This window comes from Ruegeria sp. AG6, from assembly GCF_056541565.1.
In genome coordinates, this window is record NZ_JBQFYQ010000003.1 from 342634 (window position 1) to 359587 (window position 16954).

General features: G+C 59.2%; 15 protein-coding genes and 1 pseudogene. 11 read left to right on the forward strand and 5 right to left on the reverse strand.

Going from position 1 to position 16954, the window contains the following annotated elements:
* Positions 1-52 precede the first annotated feature (52 nt).
* From ACR0I0_RS10645 to ACR0I0_RS10660, 4 genes are read left to right on the forward strand one after another with little or no spacing between them, the layout of a single operon-like run.
* Complete coding sequence (locus tag ACR0I0_RS10645) at positions 53-934, forward strand: encapsulin (RefSeq protein WP_171635851.1); 882 nt, start codon at positions 53-55, stop codon at positions 932-934.
* 14 nt (positions 935-948) lie between these two features.
* The gene (locus ACR0I0_RS10650; RefSeq protein ID WP_480491342.1) at positions 949-1773 is read left to right on the forward strand and encodes a DUF3237 domain-containing protein; all 825 of its coding nucleotides are present in this window, start codon (positions 949-951) and stop codon (positions 1771-1773) included.
* Positions 1766-3889, forward strand: coding sequence for a hydroxysqualene dehydroxylase (locus ACR0I0_RS10655; RefSeq protein ID WP_171635849.1), 2124 nt, complete (start codon positions 1766-1768; stop codon positions 3887-3889). The genes ACR0I0_RS10650 and ACR0I0_RS10655 overlap by 8 nt, the downstream gene beginning before the upstream one ends.
* 4 nt (positions 3890-3893) lie before the next feature.
* Positions 3894-4964 (forward strand): polyprenyl synthetase family protein, encoded by a 1071-nt coding sequence (locus tag ACR0I0_RS10660; protein WP_480491344.1) that lies wholly within the window; start codon positions 3894-3896, stop codon positions 4962-4964.
* Here the strand turns inward: ACR0I0_RS10660 and ACR0I0_RS10665 are convergent.
* The 4 genes from ACR0I0_RS10665 to ACR0I0_RS10680 all read right to left on the reverse strand — a co-directional run bounded on the left by ACR0I0_RS10665 (position 4955) and on the right by ACR0I0_RS10680 (position 9459).
* Complete coding sequence (locus ACR0I0_RS10665) at positions 4955-5425, reverse strand: hypothetical protein (RefSeq protein WP_480491346.1); 471 nt, start codon at positions 5423-5425, stop codon at positions 4955-4957. The genes ACR0I0_RS10660 and ACR0I0_RS10665 overlap by 10 nt on opposite strands.
* A gap of 72 nt (positions 5426-5497) precedes the next feature.
* Positions 5498-6277, reverse strand: coding sequence for a carnitinyl-CoA dehydratase (locus ACR0I0_RS10670; protein ID WP_209834070.1), 780 nt, complete (start codon positions 6275-6277; stop codon positions 5498-5500).
* A gap of 3 nt (positions 6278-6280) precedes the next feature.
* Positions 6281-8296: an acetate--CoA ligase family protein gene (locus ACR0I0_RS10675; protein ID WP_480491348.1), complete on the reverse strand. Its 2016-nt coding sequence runs from the start codon at positions 8294-8296 to the stop codon at positions 6281-6283.
* A 2-nt stretch (positions 8297-8298) separates the two neighbouring features.
* The gene (locus tag ACR0I0_RS10680; RefSeq protein WP_152460401.1) at positions 8299-9459 is read right to left on the reverse strand and encodes an acyl-CoA dehydrogenase family protein; all 1161 of its coding nucleotides are present in this window, start codon (positions 9457-9459) and stop codon (positions 8299-8301) included.
* Positions 9460-9617: 158 nt separating this feature from the next.
* On the opposite strand from ACR0I0_RS10680, the gene ACR0I0_RS10685 reads away from it, so the two are divergent.
* Positions 9618-10487, forward strand: a complete 870-nt coding sequence (locus tag ACR0I0_RS10685) for a GlxA family transcriptional regulator (RefSeq protein ID WP_480491365.1) — start codon at positions 9618-9620, stop codon at positions 10485-10487.
* Positions 10488-10541: 54 nt separating this feature from the next.
* Here the strand turns inward: ACR0I0_RS10685 and ACR0I0_RS10690 are convergent, their stop codons facing one another.
* Entirely contained in the window at positions 10542-11144 is a 603-nt protein-coding gene (locus ACR0I0_RS10690) for a helix-turn-helix domain-containing protein (RefSeq protein WP_171635839.1), read from the reverse strand.
* A 147-nt stretch (positions 11145-11291) separates the two neighbouring features.
* Between ACR0I0_RS10690 and glyA the strand changes: the two genes are divergently transcribed.
* The 6 genes and pseudogenes from glyA to gcvT form a co-directional block, all read left to right on the forward strand.
* Positions 11292-12545, forward strand: coding sequence for a serine hydroxymethyltransferase (glyA, locus tag ACR0I0_RS10695; protein ID WP_171635837.1), 1254 nt, complete (start codon positions 11292-11294; stop codon positions 12543-12545).
* Positions 12546-12556: 11 nt separating this feature from the next.
* On the forward strand, positions 12557-13939 hold the full coding sequence (lpdA, locus tag ACR0I0_RS10700; RefSeq protein ID WP_480491350.1) for a dihydrolipoyl dehydrogenase: 1383 nt from the start codon (positions 12557-12559) through the stop codon (positions 13937-13939).
* A gap of 13 nt (positions 13940-13952) precedes the next feature.
* Positions 13953-14897 carry a lipoyl synthase gene (gene lipA, locus ACR0I0_RS10705; RefSeq protein WP_209834078.1) on the forward strand — a complete coding sequence of 315 codons (945 nt, stop codon included), beginning with the start codon at positions 13953-13955 and terminating at the stop codon, positions 14895-14897.
* 24 nt (positions 14898-14921) lie between these two features.
* Positions 14922-16295: an alanine/glycine:cation symporter family protein gene (locus ACR0I0_RS10710; RefSeq protein ID WP_171119391.1), complete on the forward strand. Its 1374-nt coding sequence runs from the start codon at positions 14922-14924 to the stop codon at positions 16293-16295.
* A gap of 78 nt (positions 16296-16373) precedes the next feature.
* Complete coding sequence (locus tag ACR0I0_RS10715) at positions 16374-16796, forward strand: universal stress protein (RefSeq protein ID WP_171723662.1); 423 nt, start codon at positions 16374-16376, stop codon at positions 16794-16796.
* 16 nt (positions 16797-16812) lie between these two features.
* Positions 16813-16954: pseudogene (gcvT, locus tag ACR0I0_RS10720) on the forward strand (glycine cleavage system aminomethyltransferase GcvT); the annotation flags it as partial.

Consider the following 16954-nt stretch of genomic DNA (forward strand, 5'->3'; position numbering starts at 1 on the left):
ACAAGATTGACTGCCCCGCCAAATTGGGCAGCAGCACCGAGAGGGATTTGCAATGACCGATGCATTGGATTGGAATGAAGATCAGTGGAGCGCCGTGAAAAAGGCCGTCCATGATGAGGCGCTTCGCGCCCGAGTGGCCGCCAGTTTCCTGCCCCTGTACGGACCGCTGCCCGCTGACACGCAGTCCGTCCCGCTGAACAAGCTGGATCTGGTCGAGAACTCATCTGGTGCATCCAAAGAACGTCTTGACGTGAACGATTATGATACGCTGCGCCTTACCACCGTATCGGTGAACGTGTACCTGAAAGGCGCACAGGTGGCTGATCCGGAACTGACGGCGGCTCAGATCATGTTCCGCCGAGCGGCCGCCGTTGTGGCACGGGTAGAAGATGACATCATTTTCAACGGTCAACCCGGCACCGGACAGGCCCCCAAACACGCCGGCGGCGCGCACGCCTCATTGCCGCAGATCTATACGATCAGCGGCGGTGGCAAATATCCGGGATTGCTTGAAGCGGGCGAAGGCAAAACCAAATCCACGACCAAAAAGAACTACAGCGGAACCGATGTTTTCGAGGCCGTCGTCGAGGGCATCAGCACGCTAGAAACGCATGGCTATCTGGGCCCCTATGCCTGTGTGATGGGCAACGGTCTGTTCCGTGCGGTCACGACCCCGCTGCCGAATTCGATGGTACTGCCACGTGACAGCATTCTCCCGTTCCTGGACGGGCCGTTGCTGCGTTCCAGCACCCTGCCCCAGGACAAGGCAGTGCTTGTGTCCCTGCTGGGTGCACCGGTTGAAATCGTCGTGCCCTCGGATATCGCCGTGAAGTATCTGCAAACCTCTGCCGAGGGCGAGCACGTCTTCCGCGTGCAGCAGAAGTTCCATCTCAGGATCAAGGAAGCTAAGGCCGTCCGCACCATAACCTGTTGACCGGAGATCGGGTCGTGCGCGAGTTTTCAGATCGGGGCGTGACGCTGCGTTGGTCCGAGGCGATCAACGCAGACGGTCTCAGTCGGGTGTTGGTGGAAGCCGGTCCATCCGTGTCGTCGCATGACACGCTACGTCTGATCTGTTCGGAAGATGGCGGCGCCGAGCGTGCCATTCGCGGGTGGCCCTTGTTGCGGGACCCGCAAACCGGGTTTCAACAATTCGCAGCCATTCTGCCGTCGGTCAAACAGGAAAAAACTTTTTCCTGGCGTCCGGTGCTGACGTCGGGAGGGCGCGAGTTTGACCCCGGGCCCGAAAAAGAAATTGAACCTGCCGCGCCAGAACCGGCAAAAACCACAGTGACGTCGCCGGTATTGGAACATGTTGCCAAATTTCTGGTGCCGTTCGATAGCAGCTTTCATCCCTCGGGCGAGACGCCGGATGGGGTTTGGCTGCATTTCGCCATCAAAGAAGGGGGCACCGTCGAAGGCCCACATCTAAAGGGGACGATCGAGCCGATCGGAGGAGACTGGATGCGCGTGCGGCCCGATGGTGTGGGGCTGCTTCATGCAAAGGCGCTTATCAGACCGTCCATCGGACAAGCCCCGATCCTATTCGAAGATACGGGTGTGTGTGACTTCGGCCCGGACGGATATGCGGCATTGTCCAAGGGCAATCTGCCCGCTTCGGCTCCGGTACGGCTTGCACCGCGTTACCTGACCTCGAATCCGCATTACAGCTGGATGAATCGGGTGCAGGGTTTTGGCATTGGCGAAGCCAGCCTGTCAGACGTCACCCTGCGCTTTGACGTCTATTCCGCGAAAGGAATTTCCGATGCCTGACAAGGTTGTCATTCTTGGGGGAGGCGTGGCTGGCATGAGCGCCGCGCACGAACTGATTGAACGCGGGTTCGAGGTAGAAGTCCACGAACGCCAGCTGATCCCCGGCGGCAAAGCCCGCAGCATTCCCGTGATGAAGGGTGAAGGGGATCATGGCTCGAAAGCGAAACACATCAAGGCACTGGAAAAATGGGCCGAGATGGATGGAGCCAATTATCCGCCCGGCGTGAAACGGCCCTGGCTGCCCGGTGAACATGGGTTCAGGTTCTTTCCGAACTTTTATCGGCATATCACCGACACGATGGCCCGAACGCCGTATTACGACAAGGGCACATGCTTTGACAATCTTGTCCCGACCACGCAAGTTCTGGTCAGCCAGTTTGACAAGCCCGGCATCATTGTCCCGGAACGGTTCCCCCGCACGCTCAAGGATGTTGCGGATGCCTTCAAGACCATTGCCTTCGCGCTTTCGCCGAGGGACCAGATTGCGTATGAGGATGTCGAGCATTTTGTCGCCTGCATGTGGCGGATCGCGAGCTCTTGCAAGGAACGCCGGTTCGACGAATATGAACGGATCGGTTGGTGGGATTTCATCGGTGCGCAGGACCGCTCGGAAGCCTATCAGAAGTTCCTTGCCATCGGCCTGACCCGTTCGTTGGTGGCCGCCAAGGCCACGACGGCAAGCACGAAGACAGTGGGGGACATTGCGGTTCAGCTTCAGCTGGGCATTGCCACGCCCGAACCCCACTGCAACAGGCTGCTGAACGGGCCCACCAATCTTGTCTGGATTCAACCGTGGCTGGATTACCTGACAAGCAAGGGGGTCGTGTACAATTTTGACTCCAAAGTCACCGGAATCGAGTGCCGGAACGGTAAGATCATTGGCGCAACGGTCGAACAGGATGGTGAAGAAAAGCAGGTCACGGGGGATTGGTTCATCAGCGCCATGCCGATTGAACGCATGGCACCGCTTGTGACCCCGGAAATGATGGCGGTTGACCCTGCACTTGCCAAACTGCCTTTGCTGGCCGATGACGTGCAATGGATGAACGGCATTCAGTTCTATCTGACCAAGGATGTCGAGCTGACCCATGGCCACGTCATTTTCATCGACAGCCCATGGGCTTTGACGGCTGTGTCGCAAAAACAGTTCTGGCCGGGGATCAATTTCGAAAACTGGGCCGAAGGAAAGACCAAAGGCCTGCTGTCAATCGATATCTCCGAATGGGACAAGCCGGGGCTGAACGGAAAAACCGCGCGCGATTGCACCCGGGAAGAGATCGCAAAAGAGGTTTGGGAACAGCTCAAGCGCAGCATCAACGTGGATGGCCAAACCATTCTGCGGGACGAGGATATGCACTACTGGTTCCTCGATCCTGATATCGTTCAAGACCCGAACGACCCGAAGCGTCAAAGCAATGTCGAACCCTTGTTGGTCAACCGTATCAACAGCTGGCGCTTGCGCCCGGATGCGGCCACATTGATCCCGAATTTCTTCCTGGCATCGGATTACGTCCGCACTTTTACCGACCTTGCCACGATGGAAGGGGCGAACGAGGCCGCGCGTCGGGCCGTCAACGCCATTCTTCAACGCAGTGGATCGGATGCCGAGCCCTGCCAGATCTGGGACCTGCACGAGCCCGACATCCTGAAACCGCTGCGCGCTTATGATTATGCCCGCTATCAGGCTGGCCTTCCGTGGGACAACCGGTTCGCGGTTGCGGTCGAAGCCGCGCTGAAAATGGGTCAGGACACGGCAGGAGTTGATCGTGGCGGTGATGGCCCTCTTGCCGCCATTGGGGAACCGGCGGCGGAATATTCAAAACCCGGCGGCATCACCGAGGAGCCAGCCATTGCCGAAGCGCTTCGAATGATCTGCCCCCCGAAAGAGCTGTTCGACCTCATCGCGAACTACGAGCCCACCGCGGATCTGCCGATCCCGGGGGATGAGCTGGCGGAAGATGTCGCGTATGATCTGGGTCGGGACAGTGGTCAATCAGGTGCCTTGTCCAGGGCGTTGCCAATTTCTGACGAACCGCTTTCTGCGCTTGGCGCCGGTCCGGAACGATCCGGCGCGCGGGAAAACAAAAGCCGCGTGATCATCATCCAGAAGGGCTGAGCCTGTGAAATCCGGAACCGCGCATTTGGATCCTGCGGCGAAACAGGATTTTCTAAAAACCCTGACCTTCTACGGGGATCAGGCGCGCGAAACGCTTTTGGGCCTGTTGCCGACGGGTGAGCCTCAGGCCTATCTGTATGGCCCGATGCGCGATTACATCGAAACCTCGGGCAAGGGCCTGAGGCCTGCCCTGCTGTTGGCGACATGCGAAGCCTTCGGCGGAAACAGCGAGAATGCAAGGGTCTCGGCCGCGGTTCTTGAGCTGTTGCACAACGCTTTTCTGATCCACGACGACATCGAAGATCAAAGCGATTTCCGGCGCGGGCGCGAATGTATGCACAAGCGGCTTGGGGTTCCCCTGGCGATCAATACCGGCGATGGGATGCAATCGCTTGCCCTGCGTCTGCTGCGTCAGAACCTGGGGCCGTTGGGCCTGGAAACCGGTATGCGCGTGGTGGATGAGTTCGACCATCTGTTGCAGCAATCCATCGAAGGTCAGGCGCTGGAGCTTGGCTGGATCCGCGACAATCGTTTGAACGTCGATGCATCAGATTATCTGAGGATGTGTCTGAAAAAGACCTGCTGGTACAGTTTCATTCACCCGATGCGCATCGGGGCCCTGATTGCGCGGCCACATGATGTCGCGTCCGGTGCGCTGAATCTGGATGATTTCAACGCCTTCGGCTTTTTCCTGGGTGCAGCGTTTCAGATTCAGGACGACGTCTTGAATCTCGTCGGCTCACAGGACAGTTACGGCAAGGAAATCGGCGGCGACATCTATGAAGGCAAACGCACGCTGATGCTGGGCCAGCTTGGCCTGAAAGCGGAAGAGCCTGAACAGGCACGGTTGGCCGAGATGTTGTCAAACCCGCGTGATGCCCGGTCGACGCAAGATGTCGCCTGGGTGCTGGAGCGCATGAACCACTACGGCAGCATCCGCTATGCGCAGGACGCAGCGAATGATCTGCTGGCCGCGGCCCGGAATGAGTTCGCGCGGGTGTTCGCGGGCACAGAAGACGCGCCGCGCGCATTTCTGGGACAGTTCATGGACTATCTGGTGACCCGTCAGGTCTGAGCGCCCGCCACCTCGAAAATTACCACGACCGAGGTTTGGTCCGTTCCTGTACAGGCGATCCGACCGTGATATTCTCCGGGTTTGGAGAGGTCGGGTATGGTCACCGCAACAGCAACATCCGTTGCTTCCCCCGGTTCAAGCTGGATTTGTGGCGGGATCACACTGATGCGGTTGGCCGGCAGAATGTCGCCGTTCGGATTGGTCAGATCACCCGGTTCGAACTGCATCTGAACAGGTGCCGCGCCTTCGGGTGCTTCAAAGGACAGCAGAATGGTGGCGGTGCTGCCGGGGTGACAGGATTTGCGACACCTGAACGGACCGTCCAGATGTTGCCGCGGGCCCCGCTCTGTTTCGAGCACGCGGCGCGCTATATCGGAAATCAGTTGATCGTCGGGCTGCGGCGCAATCGGGCTGACCGCCCGAGATGCACTAACATATGGTTTTCGTTCGAAATACGGCATGCCTAACTGTGCACGTGCCGTGCGGATCAGTAAATGGTAAATTCACGCTCTGCGATCACGGTAAACGTCTGCCTATTTCCCTTTCCAGACCGGGTCTCTTTTCTCGGCAAAGGCGCGCGCGCCTTCCAGCTGATCTTCGCTGGCATAGAGAACGTCCACGGTTCTGAGCTGACGCTTGGTGATGCGGTTCATGGCATCCTGAAACTTGGCATCTTCGGCATCGCGTACGATTTCCTTGATCGCGGCATAAACCAGGGGCGGTCCTGAGGCCAACAACCGGGCCAGTTCCCAGGCGCGATCCATCAGTTGATCCGCGGCGACGATCTCGTTCACCAGACCCCAGCGATTGGCTTCCTTTGCGTCGAACCACCGGCCGGTAAGCAGCAACTCCATCGCGATGTGGTAAGGGATGCGCTTGGGCAGTTTGACGCTGGCCGCATCCGCGACAGTCCCCGAGCGGATTTCCGGCAGGGCGAACGTGGCGTGGTCGGCGGCAAGGATCATGTCGGCTGACAAGGCCAGCTCCAGCCCGCCGCCACAGGCGATGCCGTTGACGGCCGCGATCACGGGTTTGTTCAGGTCGCGCAGCTCTTGCAAGCCGCCGAACCCTCCGGCGCCATAATCCCCGTCTACCGCATCCCCGTCGGCCGCTGCTTTCAGGTCCCAGCCCGGGCAAAAGAACTTTTCTCCGCCGCCCGTCAGAATGGCCACGCGCAGCTCTGGATCGTCGCGAAACGCGGCGAATACCTCACCCATCCTGCGGCTGGTGACAAGATCGATGGCGTTGGCCTTGGGCCGGTCCAGCGTCACCTCAAGGATCGCTCCGTCGCGGCGGGTTTTGATCGGGTCCATATCTCAGGCCTTTCTTATCAGAGCATCCACGGCAACGGCCTTGTCCGGCGTGCACAGGAGCGGGTTAATCTCGACCTCGCCAAGCGTGTCGGCATTTTGCATGACATAGGCCTGAACGGCCTCGACTGCGGCGATGATTGCATCCATATCAGCCGCCCGTTGGCCGCGATAGCCCGCCAAAAGCGGGGCAATTTTCAATTTGCCAAGCGCGGCACGGATGTCCTCGTGCGTGCTTGGCACCAGCACCGACGCCGTATCGCGCAGGATTTCGGTCAGTACGCCCCCCGCCCCCAATGTCAGGACAAACCCATGCGCCGGGTCACGGACGACACCGACCAGCAATTCGGCAATGGTTCCGGTGATCATCTCTTCGATCAGGATGCTATCTGTGCCAATTTCGGCTGCGACATCGGCCACATCCTCGGCCTTGATGCCCAGCTGAACAGCGCCGTGTTCGGATTTATGCGCAAGCCCAACACCTTTCACGACAAAGGGGGCTTCCATGTCCTGCGCGGTCGAATGGGCCTCTGCCGGGCCGCAAACCGTACGGCTTTGCGGAACGTGCAGGCCGCATTCGGCCAGCGCCCGTTTCGATTCGCCTTCGGTCAGGGTTTGGGTCGCCTCAGCCGTTCCAGGCAACCAGACAGGATGCGCGGACGGGGGCGAAATCTGACCCGCAGCGCGCGTGGCCGCCAGTGCTTCGCGCAATCCCATGAATGGAACGACACCACCGGCCATCAGGTCTTGCGCGACGTCTTCAGGCAGAAGTTCAGGCAGCGTCGCAACAATCGCAAACCGTGCGCCGGTTTCGGCACGCACTCTCAACGCAGCTCGGGTCGCGCAACTCCAGTCGGTCGGATCCGTCGTTGGATAGTCTACGATCGAGAACGTCAGGTCGATGTCGTCACCCGTCATGCCCGACCAGGCCTGTGCCATCGCCTCTTCATCGCGCCAGATATACGTGTGATAATCCAGCGGATTGTTCAACGCGACCATAGGGCCAAGCGCGTCACGCAAGCGCGCCCTTTTGTCATCGCTCAACTGTGGAAAACTCAGGCCGGTGCCGACGGCCATGTCTGCGATCAGGCTCGCCTCACCCCCCGAACAGCTGATCGACGCGATGTTACCCCCGGGGAGCGGCCCGTAGCAGTGCAGCAGTTTCAACGTTTCTAGGAAATCCGGCAACGTCGAAAGACGCGGGATGCCCAATCGGTCCAGCAGCGCCTGCGCGCCTGCATCGCTGCCCGCGAGAGACGCGGTATGAGAGACGGTTGCGGCCTGTGCCTGTTCGGATGCACCGACTTTGAGGGCGACCAGCGGGATGCCCTTTTCGTGGGCCTTCGCGGCCAGCGCCTCCCATTCCCGGATGTCCTTGAACCCTTCGATATGCAGACCCACGGCGGTTACGCGCGGATCATCGATCAAGGCCGAGGCGATTTCGGCCTGGCTGGTTTGGGCCATGTTTCCGCATGCCATCATGTAGGCAATCGGCAACCCACGTTTCTGCATGGTCAGGTTGATCGAGATGTTCGAACTTTGCGTCAGGATCGCCACGCCCTTGTCCACAGGGGTGGCCCCGTGCTGGTCCGGCCACAACAGCGCCCCATCCAGCGCGTTGATGAAGCCATAGCAGTTCGGGCCAAGAATGGGCATGTCACCGGCTGCGGCAATCAGTTGATCCTGCAAGTCCCCGCCGGTGTCATCTTCGGCAACGGCCTCGGAAAAGCCCGATGCAAAGCACACCGCCCCACCTGCGCCCATACTGGACAGGACACGAGCGGCCTCGATGGTGGCGTGGCGGTTGATCCCGATGAAAACCGCATCCGGGGCTTCGGGCAGGTCTTCGATGTGGGCATAAACCTTGTGTCCTGCAATTTCAGACGCTTTGGGATGAACCGGCCAGATTTGACCGGCATAGTCCATGCGTTCGGATTGCAGAACAACCTGCTGACACCACGCGCCGCCACCGATGACGGCGATGGATTTCGGGCGCAGCAGCCGGGTCAGGTCTTTGTTCATGGTCAGGCGCCCAAGGGACGCAGAAGATCGCGGCTGATGATGTGGCGCTGAATTTCGCTGGTGCCGTCCCAGATGCGCTCGACCCGGGCATCGCGCCAGAACCGTTCGATCGGGAAATCGTCCATCAAACCCATACCCCCGAAGATTTGCAGTGTGGTATCCGTCACCCGCGCCAGCGTTTCCGAGGCATAGAGCTTGGCCGAGGCAATCTCGCGGTTTGATGGCAGATTTTGGTCCAGACGCCACGCGGCCGCGAGTGTCAGCCAATCGGCGGCATCGATCTCGGTAATCATGTCGGCGATCTGGAATCCGACGCCCTGAAACTTACCAATAGGCTGGCCGAACTGCTTGCGCTCGGCCGCATAGTTCAGCGCATAGTCAAAGCAGCGCCGCGCGCGACCGACCGAGAACGCCGCAACCGTCAGGCGGGTTGCGTAAAGCCATTCGTTCATCACGGCAAAGCCGCCATCAACCTCGCCCAAGACCTGTGCATCGGGCAGACGGCAGTTGTCGAAATACAGGATATAGTTCTTGTAGCCCTTGTGGCTGACCGAGTTGTAGCCCTCGCGCACTTCAAACCCCGGCGTACCGCGATCCACCAGGAAAGTGGTGATGCGTTTCTTCGGGCCCTTGGGGGTTTCGTCCACGCCGGTCGCGATGAAGACGATGAAGAAATCCGCATGTTCCGCGCCCGAGATGAAATGTTTCGATCCGTTGACAACCCAGTCGCCGCCATCGCGCACCGCCTGGCATTTCATACCACGCACATCCGAACCCGCATCCGGTTCGGTCATCGCCAAGGCGTCCATCTTGTCACCACGTACGGCAGGCAGAAGATACCGTTCGCGCTGCTCGTCGTTGCAGGCCATCAGGATGTTCTGCGGGCGCCCAAAGAAATGCGTCAGTGCCATTGACCCGCGGCCAAGCTCGCGCTCGACCAAGGTGAAATCCAGATGAGACAGACCTGCGCCGCCGACCTCCTCGGGGAAGTTGCAGGCATAAAAGCCCAGATCGATACATTTCTGCTTGATCTGCTCACCCAGCTCAGGAGGCACGGTTCCCGAACGCTCGACCGCGTCTTCATGCGGGTAGATTTCGTTTTCAACAAAGCTTCGGACCGTCGAGACGATCATGTCCTGTTCTTCTGTCAGACCAAACTGCATGGCGCGTGTTCCCTGGATCGGTGGTTGACCAACCAAACGCCATCGCTCAAGGTCACGGCATGCAGAGTTGATATCAAATCATGCCAAATTCGAAAATTTTGACGCGACAATACAACATCCTGCTCTTCAACGGGTTTTCGAACCATTGCCTTGCAAACATGGTCGAACCGCTCAGGGCTGCGAACAACTTGTCGAGGCAGGTTTTGTATTCGTGGTGTTTCTGCTCCATTGACGGAGACCCCGTTCAAAGTTCCAGCGGCCTTGTCGTTACACCGAATGGTTCAATCTTGGATCAGCAAGGCGACGTTCTGGTGGTCATGCCGTCTTATGGGTATCGCAAGTTGGACACGCGATCGACCACGCGCACCGTGCTGGCTGCGGCCCGAAAACACCGGCAAGTGGCCGGATTGGATACCGGCAGTTGGCTGCTGGCCCGCGCCGGTTTGCTGGATGAGCACCGGGCGACCATTCACTGGGACGAGCTTTCCCGGTTCGAAGAAAGTTTTCCGGCCGTGGATGCGGTGCAGGAACGTTTTGTCATCGATGGCAACAGGCTGACCTGTTCTGGGGCGATGGCCGCGTTCGATCTGGCCTCGGCCCTGATCCGCAAGGATCACGGCCCCCTTTTGTCCATGGAAGTCGGGCATCTTCTGATGAGCCGAAATGGGCAGGATCATTACCCTTTGCCTCTGAAGTCCGAAGACACTTTGGTCAATCGCGCACTGGCTGTCATGCAGGCGAACCTTGAAACACCTCTTTCGATCAGGGAACTGGCCCGCAAGATCGGGTGTTCACAAAAGCGGATCGAAATGCGCGTTCAGGCAGAGCTCAAAACCACGCCGCAGGCGCTGTATCGTCGGCTGAGGCTTAACCTTGCACGCAATCTGGCAGAAGATACCGAGCAGTCCATCGCCGAAATCGCCGGTCGTTGCGGATATGAAAACGCCAGCGCCATGACGCGAGCGTTCAAGGCAGAATTCGGCCAGACACCGACGGCGTTTCGCCACCGGAGCTTGTCTGACGGCTGAATGGGGTGCGCATGGCGATGCCCGCTTTCCTGGAAAACCAAAGAACCCTGGGGGCTATTCCAGCGAAACCCACAGCACCTTTGCGTTTTCTTCGCTGGTCGAAATACACCCATGCCCCATTCCGCTGTCATAATAAAGCGAGTCACCGGCCTTCATTGGCAAGGGGCGGTAGTGTTCAGACACGAAGATAAGTTCACCGCTGAGCACATACATGAATTCTTCTCCGGAATGTCGGATCCACGTCTCGAATTCCGACAGGTCACGCGCCTTGATAGTCGCGATATAGGGCAGCATCCGCTTGCTGGTCAGTTCGGGGCAAAGCAGTTCATGCAGGTAAGTGGGCGTATTCTTGATTTCCCCCTCGCCTTTCGGAGTGAAATCACGGCGGCCTGAAATGCCGGATTGACCCGACTGAAGAAACAACTGCGGGGTGCTCATATCCAGGGCCTGAGTCAGACGCCGTACGATGTCAAAGCTTGGCTTTGTCTGGTTGTTTTCGATCTTGGACAGCGTCGACCGCCCGATACCCGCAGCGCGGCCGGCTTCTTCCAGAGTCCACCCTTTCGCGCGCCGAGCATCGCGGATGGACCGGCCCAGAGCCTCTCCTTCATCCAGATCTTCCTGTCCGGAAACATCATTTCTGCTTTCGTCGCCCATTTAATTCCCCCTGTTTTATCAAAGGTTACATACCTCCCGGTAAATACGCAACTTCTTGAATAAGAGATTTTTGTTGCCCAAAGCGCATTATTTCCCTTATAGGAAACAAAGTTTCGTACTAAGGATTCGGGGCAAAAGGAGGAGACCATGTTCAAAACGTCGCTGATTGAGGCAGATCCCGTCATTGCCGCGTCCATTTCGCGCGAGGGTGAACGCCAGGCGGAACAGATCGAGTTGATCGCCTCGGAGAACATTGTCTCGAAGGCCGTGATCGAAGCTCAGGGTTCGGTCTTGACCAACAAATACGCCGAAGGCTATCCGGGCCGCCGCTATTATGGCGGCTGCGAATATGTCGATGAGGTCGAAGTCGAGGCGATCGAACGCCTCAAGAAGCTGTTTGGCTGTGAATATGCCAACGTTCAGCCCCATTCCGGCGCACAGGCCAACGGGGCCGTCAAGTTGGCGTTGTTGAACCCGGGCGATACCATTCTTGGCATGTCGCTGGACGCAGGTGGCCATCTGACCCACGGTGCGAAACCGGCGCAGTCCGGCAAATGGTTCCGGCCCGTGCAGTACGGCCTGACCGATGCAGGGCTGATCGATTATGATCAGGTTGCCGAATTGGCGCGGGCGGAAAAGCCCAGGCTGATCATCGCAGGCGCATCCGCCTACTCGCAAAAGATCGACTTTGCCAGATTCCGTAAAATCGCGGACGAGGTTGGCGCATGGTTGCTGGCTGATATGGCTCATATTGCCGGATTGGTGGCGACCGGCCTGCACCCCTCGCCTGTAGGGCACGCACATGTCGTGACCTCGACCACGCACAAAACGCTGCGCGGGCCTCGTGGTGGCATCATCCTGACCAATGACGAGGCGCTGGCGAAAAAGATAAATTCTGCCGTCTTCCCCGGCCTACAGGGTGGCCCGCTGATGCACGTCATCGCAGGCAAGGCGGTGGCTTTTGGCGAGGCGCTGAAACCCGAATTCAAGGAATACATGCAGCGCGTCGTTGACAGCGCATCGGCCTTGGCAAGCGTCATGATGGCGCGCGGATGTGATATCGTTTCCGGCGGCACCCAGAACCACCTGATGCTGGTCGACCTGAGACCTTTGGGCGTCACCGGTAAGGACGCCGAAGCCGCGCTGGAGCGCGCCGGGTTTACCTGCAACAAAAACAGCGTTCCCGGAGATCCAGAGAAACCAACCATCACCAGCGGCATCCGTCTGGGCACCGCCGCCGGGTGCAGCCGTGGCTTTGGCCCGGAAGAATTCAGGAGGATCGGCCATCTGATCGGTGATGTTCTGGACGCGCTCGCGCAGTCGCCGGAAGGTGACGAAGCCGTCGAACAGGAAACCCGCAAACAGGTTCGCGCTCTTTGCGCAAGCTACCCGATCTACTGAAAGTACGCGAAATGAATACCTATGACCTCATCGTTATCGGGGGCGGACCGGGTGGCTATGTTGCCGCGATCCGCGCGGCTCAGCTGGGGCTGAAAGTGGCCTGTGTCGAAGGGCGCGGCGCACTGGGCGGTACCTGTCTGAACGTGGGGTGCATCCCCTCCAAAGCGTTGCTGACCTCTTCGGCCAAATATGCCGAGCTTGCACATCTCTCCTCCCATGGCATTGCGGTCGAGGGGGCCAGCATCGACGTCAGTGCGATGATGGGGCGCAAGGACAAGATCGTCGGTGATCTGACCAAGGGCATCGCATTCCTGTTCAAGAAGAACGGCGTCGATCTGATCGAAGGATGGGCCAGCATCCCGGCCACTGGTCAGGTCAAGGTCGGCGACAGCACATACGAAGCAAAGAACATCCTGATTGCGACAGGATCCGAGCCGACCTCACTGCCGGGGATCGAGATTGATGAGCAGGATGTGCTCAGTTCGACCGGTGCAATCGCGTTGCAGAGCGTTCCGGATCATCTGGTTGTGATCGGTGCAGGTGTGATCGGCCTGGAACTTGGGCAGGTCTGGGCACGTCTGGGCGCCAAGGTTACTGTGGTCGAATATCTGGATCGCGTTTTGCCCGGCATCGATGGCGAGATCGCCAAGCTGGCGCAGCGGGCCCTGTCAAAACGCGGTTTGAAATTCCAACTGGGCCGTGCTTTGAAGTCTGTCGATAAAACCGATACGGGTTTGTCGCTGACGGTGGATCGTGTTGGCAAGGACAAGGAAGAAGTGATCGAGGCCGACAAGGTTCTGATCGCTGTGGGCCGTCGCCCGGTGACGCGCGGGCTTGGGCTGGAAGAGCTGGGCGTGGCCGTGAACTCGCGTGGCTTCATCGAAGTCGACAGCACATTCCAGACGTCGGTGCCCGGTATCTATGCCATTGGTGACTGTGTTCCCGGCCCGATGCTGGCCCACAAGGCCGAAGAGGACGGTGTTGCCTGTGTCGAGATGCTGGCCGGCGAAGCCGGTCATGTCGATTACAACACCGTGCCGGGTGTGGTCTACACCGATCCCGAAGTGGCCTCGGTTGGTCAGACCGAAGAGGCTCTGAAAGACGCGGGCGTCGAATATGTTGTCGGCAAGTTTGCCTTCATGGCCAATTCGCGGGCACGCTCGACAGGTGAAACAGATGGCGCGGTCAAGGTTCTGGCCGGTTCCGACGGCAAGATCCTCGGGGCTCATATCTGTGGTGCCCATGGCGGCGATCTGATCGCCGAGTTGGTTCTGGCCATGTCCAAAGGTGCCGCGGTCGCCGATGTTGCAGCCTCGTGCCATGCGCATCCTGCCATGGGTGAGGCGGTCAAGGAAGCCTGTCTCGACGCCATGGGGCGTGCGATTCACGCTTAACGAGGTTTGCCAGATGACAATCCAGCTTAGACCACGCCACCCGGAAAAGGCCAAAAAGGCCGACAGCGTGATCCCGCGTAAGCCCAAGTGGATTCGCAAGAAAAAAGGTGACAGCGCCGCGTATTACGAAACCCGACGTCTGATGCGGGATCACGATCTGGCAACGGTCTGCGAAGAAGCGGCCTGCCCCAATATCGGCGAATGCTGGTCCAAGCGCCATGCAACCATGATGATCATGGGCGAGATCTGCACACGGGGCTGTTCGTTCTGCAATGTGGCCACCGGCCGCCCCGATGCGCTGGACGCGTTCGAACCCGGCCGGGTTGCGGCGGCGGTCAAGAAACTGGGCCTGCGCCACGTGGTGATTACGTCTGTTGATCGCGATGATCTGGCCGATGGCGGGGCCGAGCATATCGCCCAGACAATCCGCGCCGTACGCCATCAGAACCCCGGCACCACGGTCGAGGTTCTGACCCCCGACTTCCTGGGCAAGGGCGACGCCGCAAAAATCGTCTTTGACGCAACGCCGGACGTGTTCAACCACAACCTGGAAACCGTCCCGCACCTGTATCCGACGGTTCGCCCCGGCGCGCGCTATTATGCCTCGCTGCGGCTGTTGGACGATGCCAAACGCTCGAACCCCGAGATTTTCACCAAGTCGGGTCTGATGGTCGGCTTGGGCGAAAGCCTCAACGACGTGCGTCAGGTGATGGATGATCTGCGCGCGGCCAATGTCGATTTTCTGACTGTCGGGCAGTATCTGCAACCGACGCCGAAACATCATCCGATTGACCGGTTCTGGTCGCCCGAGGAGTTCGCCCAACTGGAACAGATCGCTCGTTCCAAGGGCTTTTTGCACGTGTCAGCCACGCCGCTGACCCGTTCGTCGTTCCATGCGGACGAAGACTTTGCCGCCCTCAAGCAGGCCCGTCAGCGGGCCATCGCCACCGGGGCATAACCAAACGCAAATGGGAGGGAAACCATGGAAGCGTTAAATTCAATCGTAGGGGCCATCAATGGCGTCGTATGGGGGCCGATGATGCTGGTCCTCATCCTCGGCGTTGGCTTCTTCCTGCAGGTCGGGCTGAAGTTCATGCCGATCCTGCGCATCGGCACAGGTTTCAGCCTGTTGTTCAAAGGCCGTGAAGGTCAGGGCGAAGGGCAGATCAGCCCGTTCAACGCACTGATGACTTCGCTGTCGGCGACCATCGGTACAGGTAACATCGCCGGTGTGGCCACTGCTGTCTTCCTGGGCGGTCCAGGCGCCTTGTTCTGGATGTGGATGACCGCCCTGGTGGGCATGGCCACCAAATATGCCGAAGCCGTCTGCGCGGTGAAATATCGCGAGAAAGACGAGCTGGGCAACTATGTCGGCGGCCCGATGTACTACATCAAAAACGGTCTGGGCGCGAAATGGGCCTGGCTGGGCGTGGCTTTCGCCCTGTTCGGCGCGGTTGCCGCCTTTGGCATCGGCAACGGTGTGCAGGCCAACGGTGTTGCTCAGGTGCTGGAAGCCAATTTTGGCCTGAACACCTCGGTCACCGGCGTTGTTCTGATGGTTCTGACTGCAGCCGTTATCCTGGGTGGTATCACCCGCATCGGTGCGGTTGCCGGTAAGCTGGTCCCCTTCATGGCCGTTGCCTATATCATCGCGGGCCTGCTGGTTCTGCTGATCAACATCGGCAACATCGGACATGCGCTGTCGCTGGTCTTTACCTATGCGTTCACCCCGTCCGCCGCAGAAGGTGGTTTCGCGGGTGCAGCCGTCTGGGCCGCCATCCGCTTCGGTGTGGCACGTGGTGTGTTTTCGAACGAGGCCGGTCTGGGTTCGGCCCCGATCGCGCACGCCGCTGCCGAAACCAAGGGTCCGGTCAACCAGGGCCTGATCGCGATGCTGGGTACGTTCATCGATACCATCATCGTCTGCTCGATCACCGGTCTGGCCATCATCGCGTCGGGGGCATGGACATCGGGTGAATCCGGTGCGGCGCTGACGAGCCACGCGTTCGAATTGTCGCTGCCGGGTATCGGCGGGTATCTGATCGCCATCGCGCTGTCGATCTTTGCCTTCACCACCATCCTCGGCTGGTCGTTCTACGGCGAGAAATGTGTCGAGTTCCTGCTGGGCGTGAAATCCCTGATGCCCTACCGCGTTCTGTGGATCGTGATGATCTACTTCGGCGCAACTGCGGATCTGGGCTTCATCTGGCTGCTGGCCGATACGCTGAACGCCATGATGGCCATCCCGAACCTGATCGCCCTGGCGCTGCTGAGCCCGATCGTCTTCAAACTGACGAAAGAGTTCTTCGCCTCGGGCGGCAAGTCCGAAGAGCCGGGCGGCACACCTGCCGAATAAGCTCGGCCCAACCAAAACGGGGGGCCATCCCGGCCCCCCGCCTTTGAAACCGAATTCCATATCTCGAGGAGAGACGTGATGGCCACTAAAATCCTGCTGCCCATTGATCACACCGACGACCGCTCGTGGAAACTGGCCCTGTCGACCGCCTTGGAACAGGCAAAATTCTACGGTGCCGAACTGCATGCGGTTGCCGTCATCCCCGAGATCATCCAGCTGCCGAACCTTCCCGCCAACTATGGTGCCGGCGCAAAGGACCACGTGCGGGGTGCGGTTCAGGCGATTCTGGATCATGCCAAGGCTTCCGACGTGCCGGTCCATGTCGAAGAAGGCAGTGTTTACCGCGAAATCCTGAAGCTTGCCTACAAGGAAGGCTTTGATCTGATCGTCATGGCATCGACCAAGGGCGATTTCCCGAACTACGAGATTGGCCCGAACCTGGCCCGTGTCGTGCGCAATGCGCATTGCACCGTCATGGTCGTCCGCGACCAGTCCCGCTGATTGAAAGGTTGAAGAAATGACCACACCGAAGCGCACGCCCTTGTATGACCTTCACGTCGAACTTGGTGGCAAGATGGTTGATTTTGCGGGTTGGGAGATGCCTGTTCAGTATCCTTTGGGGATCATGGGAGAGCATAAGCAGTGCCGTGAGAAGGCGG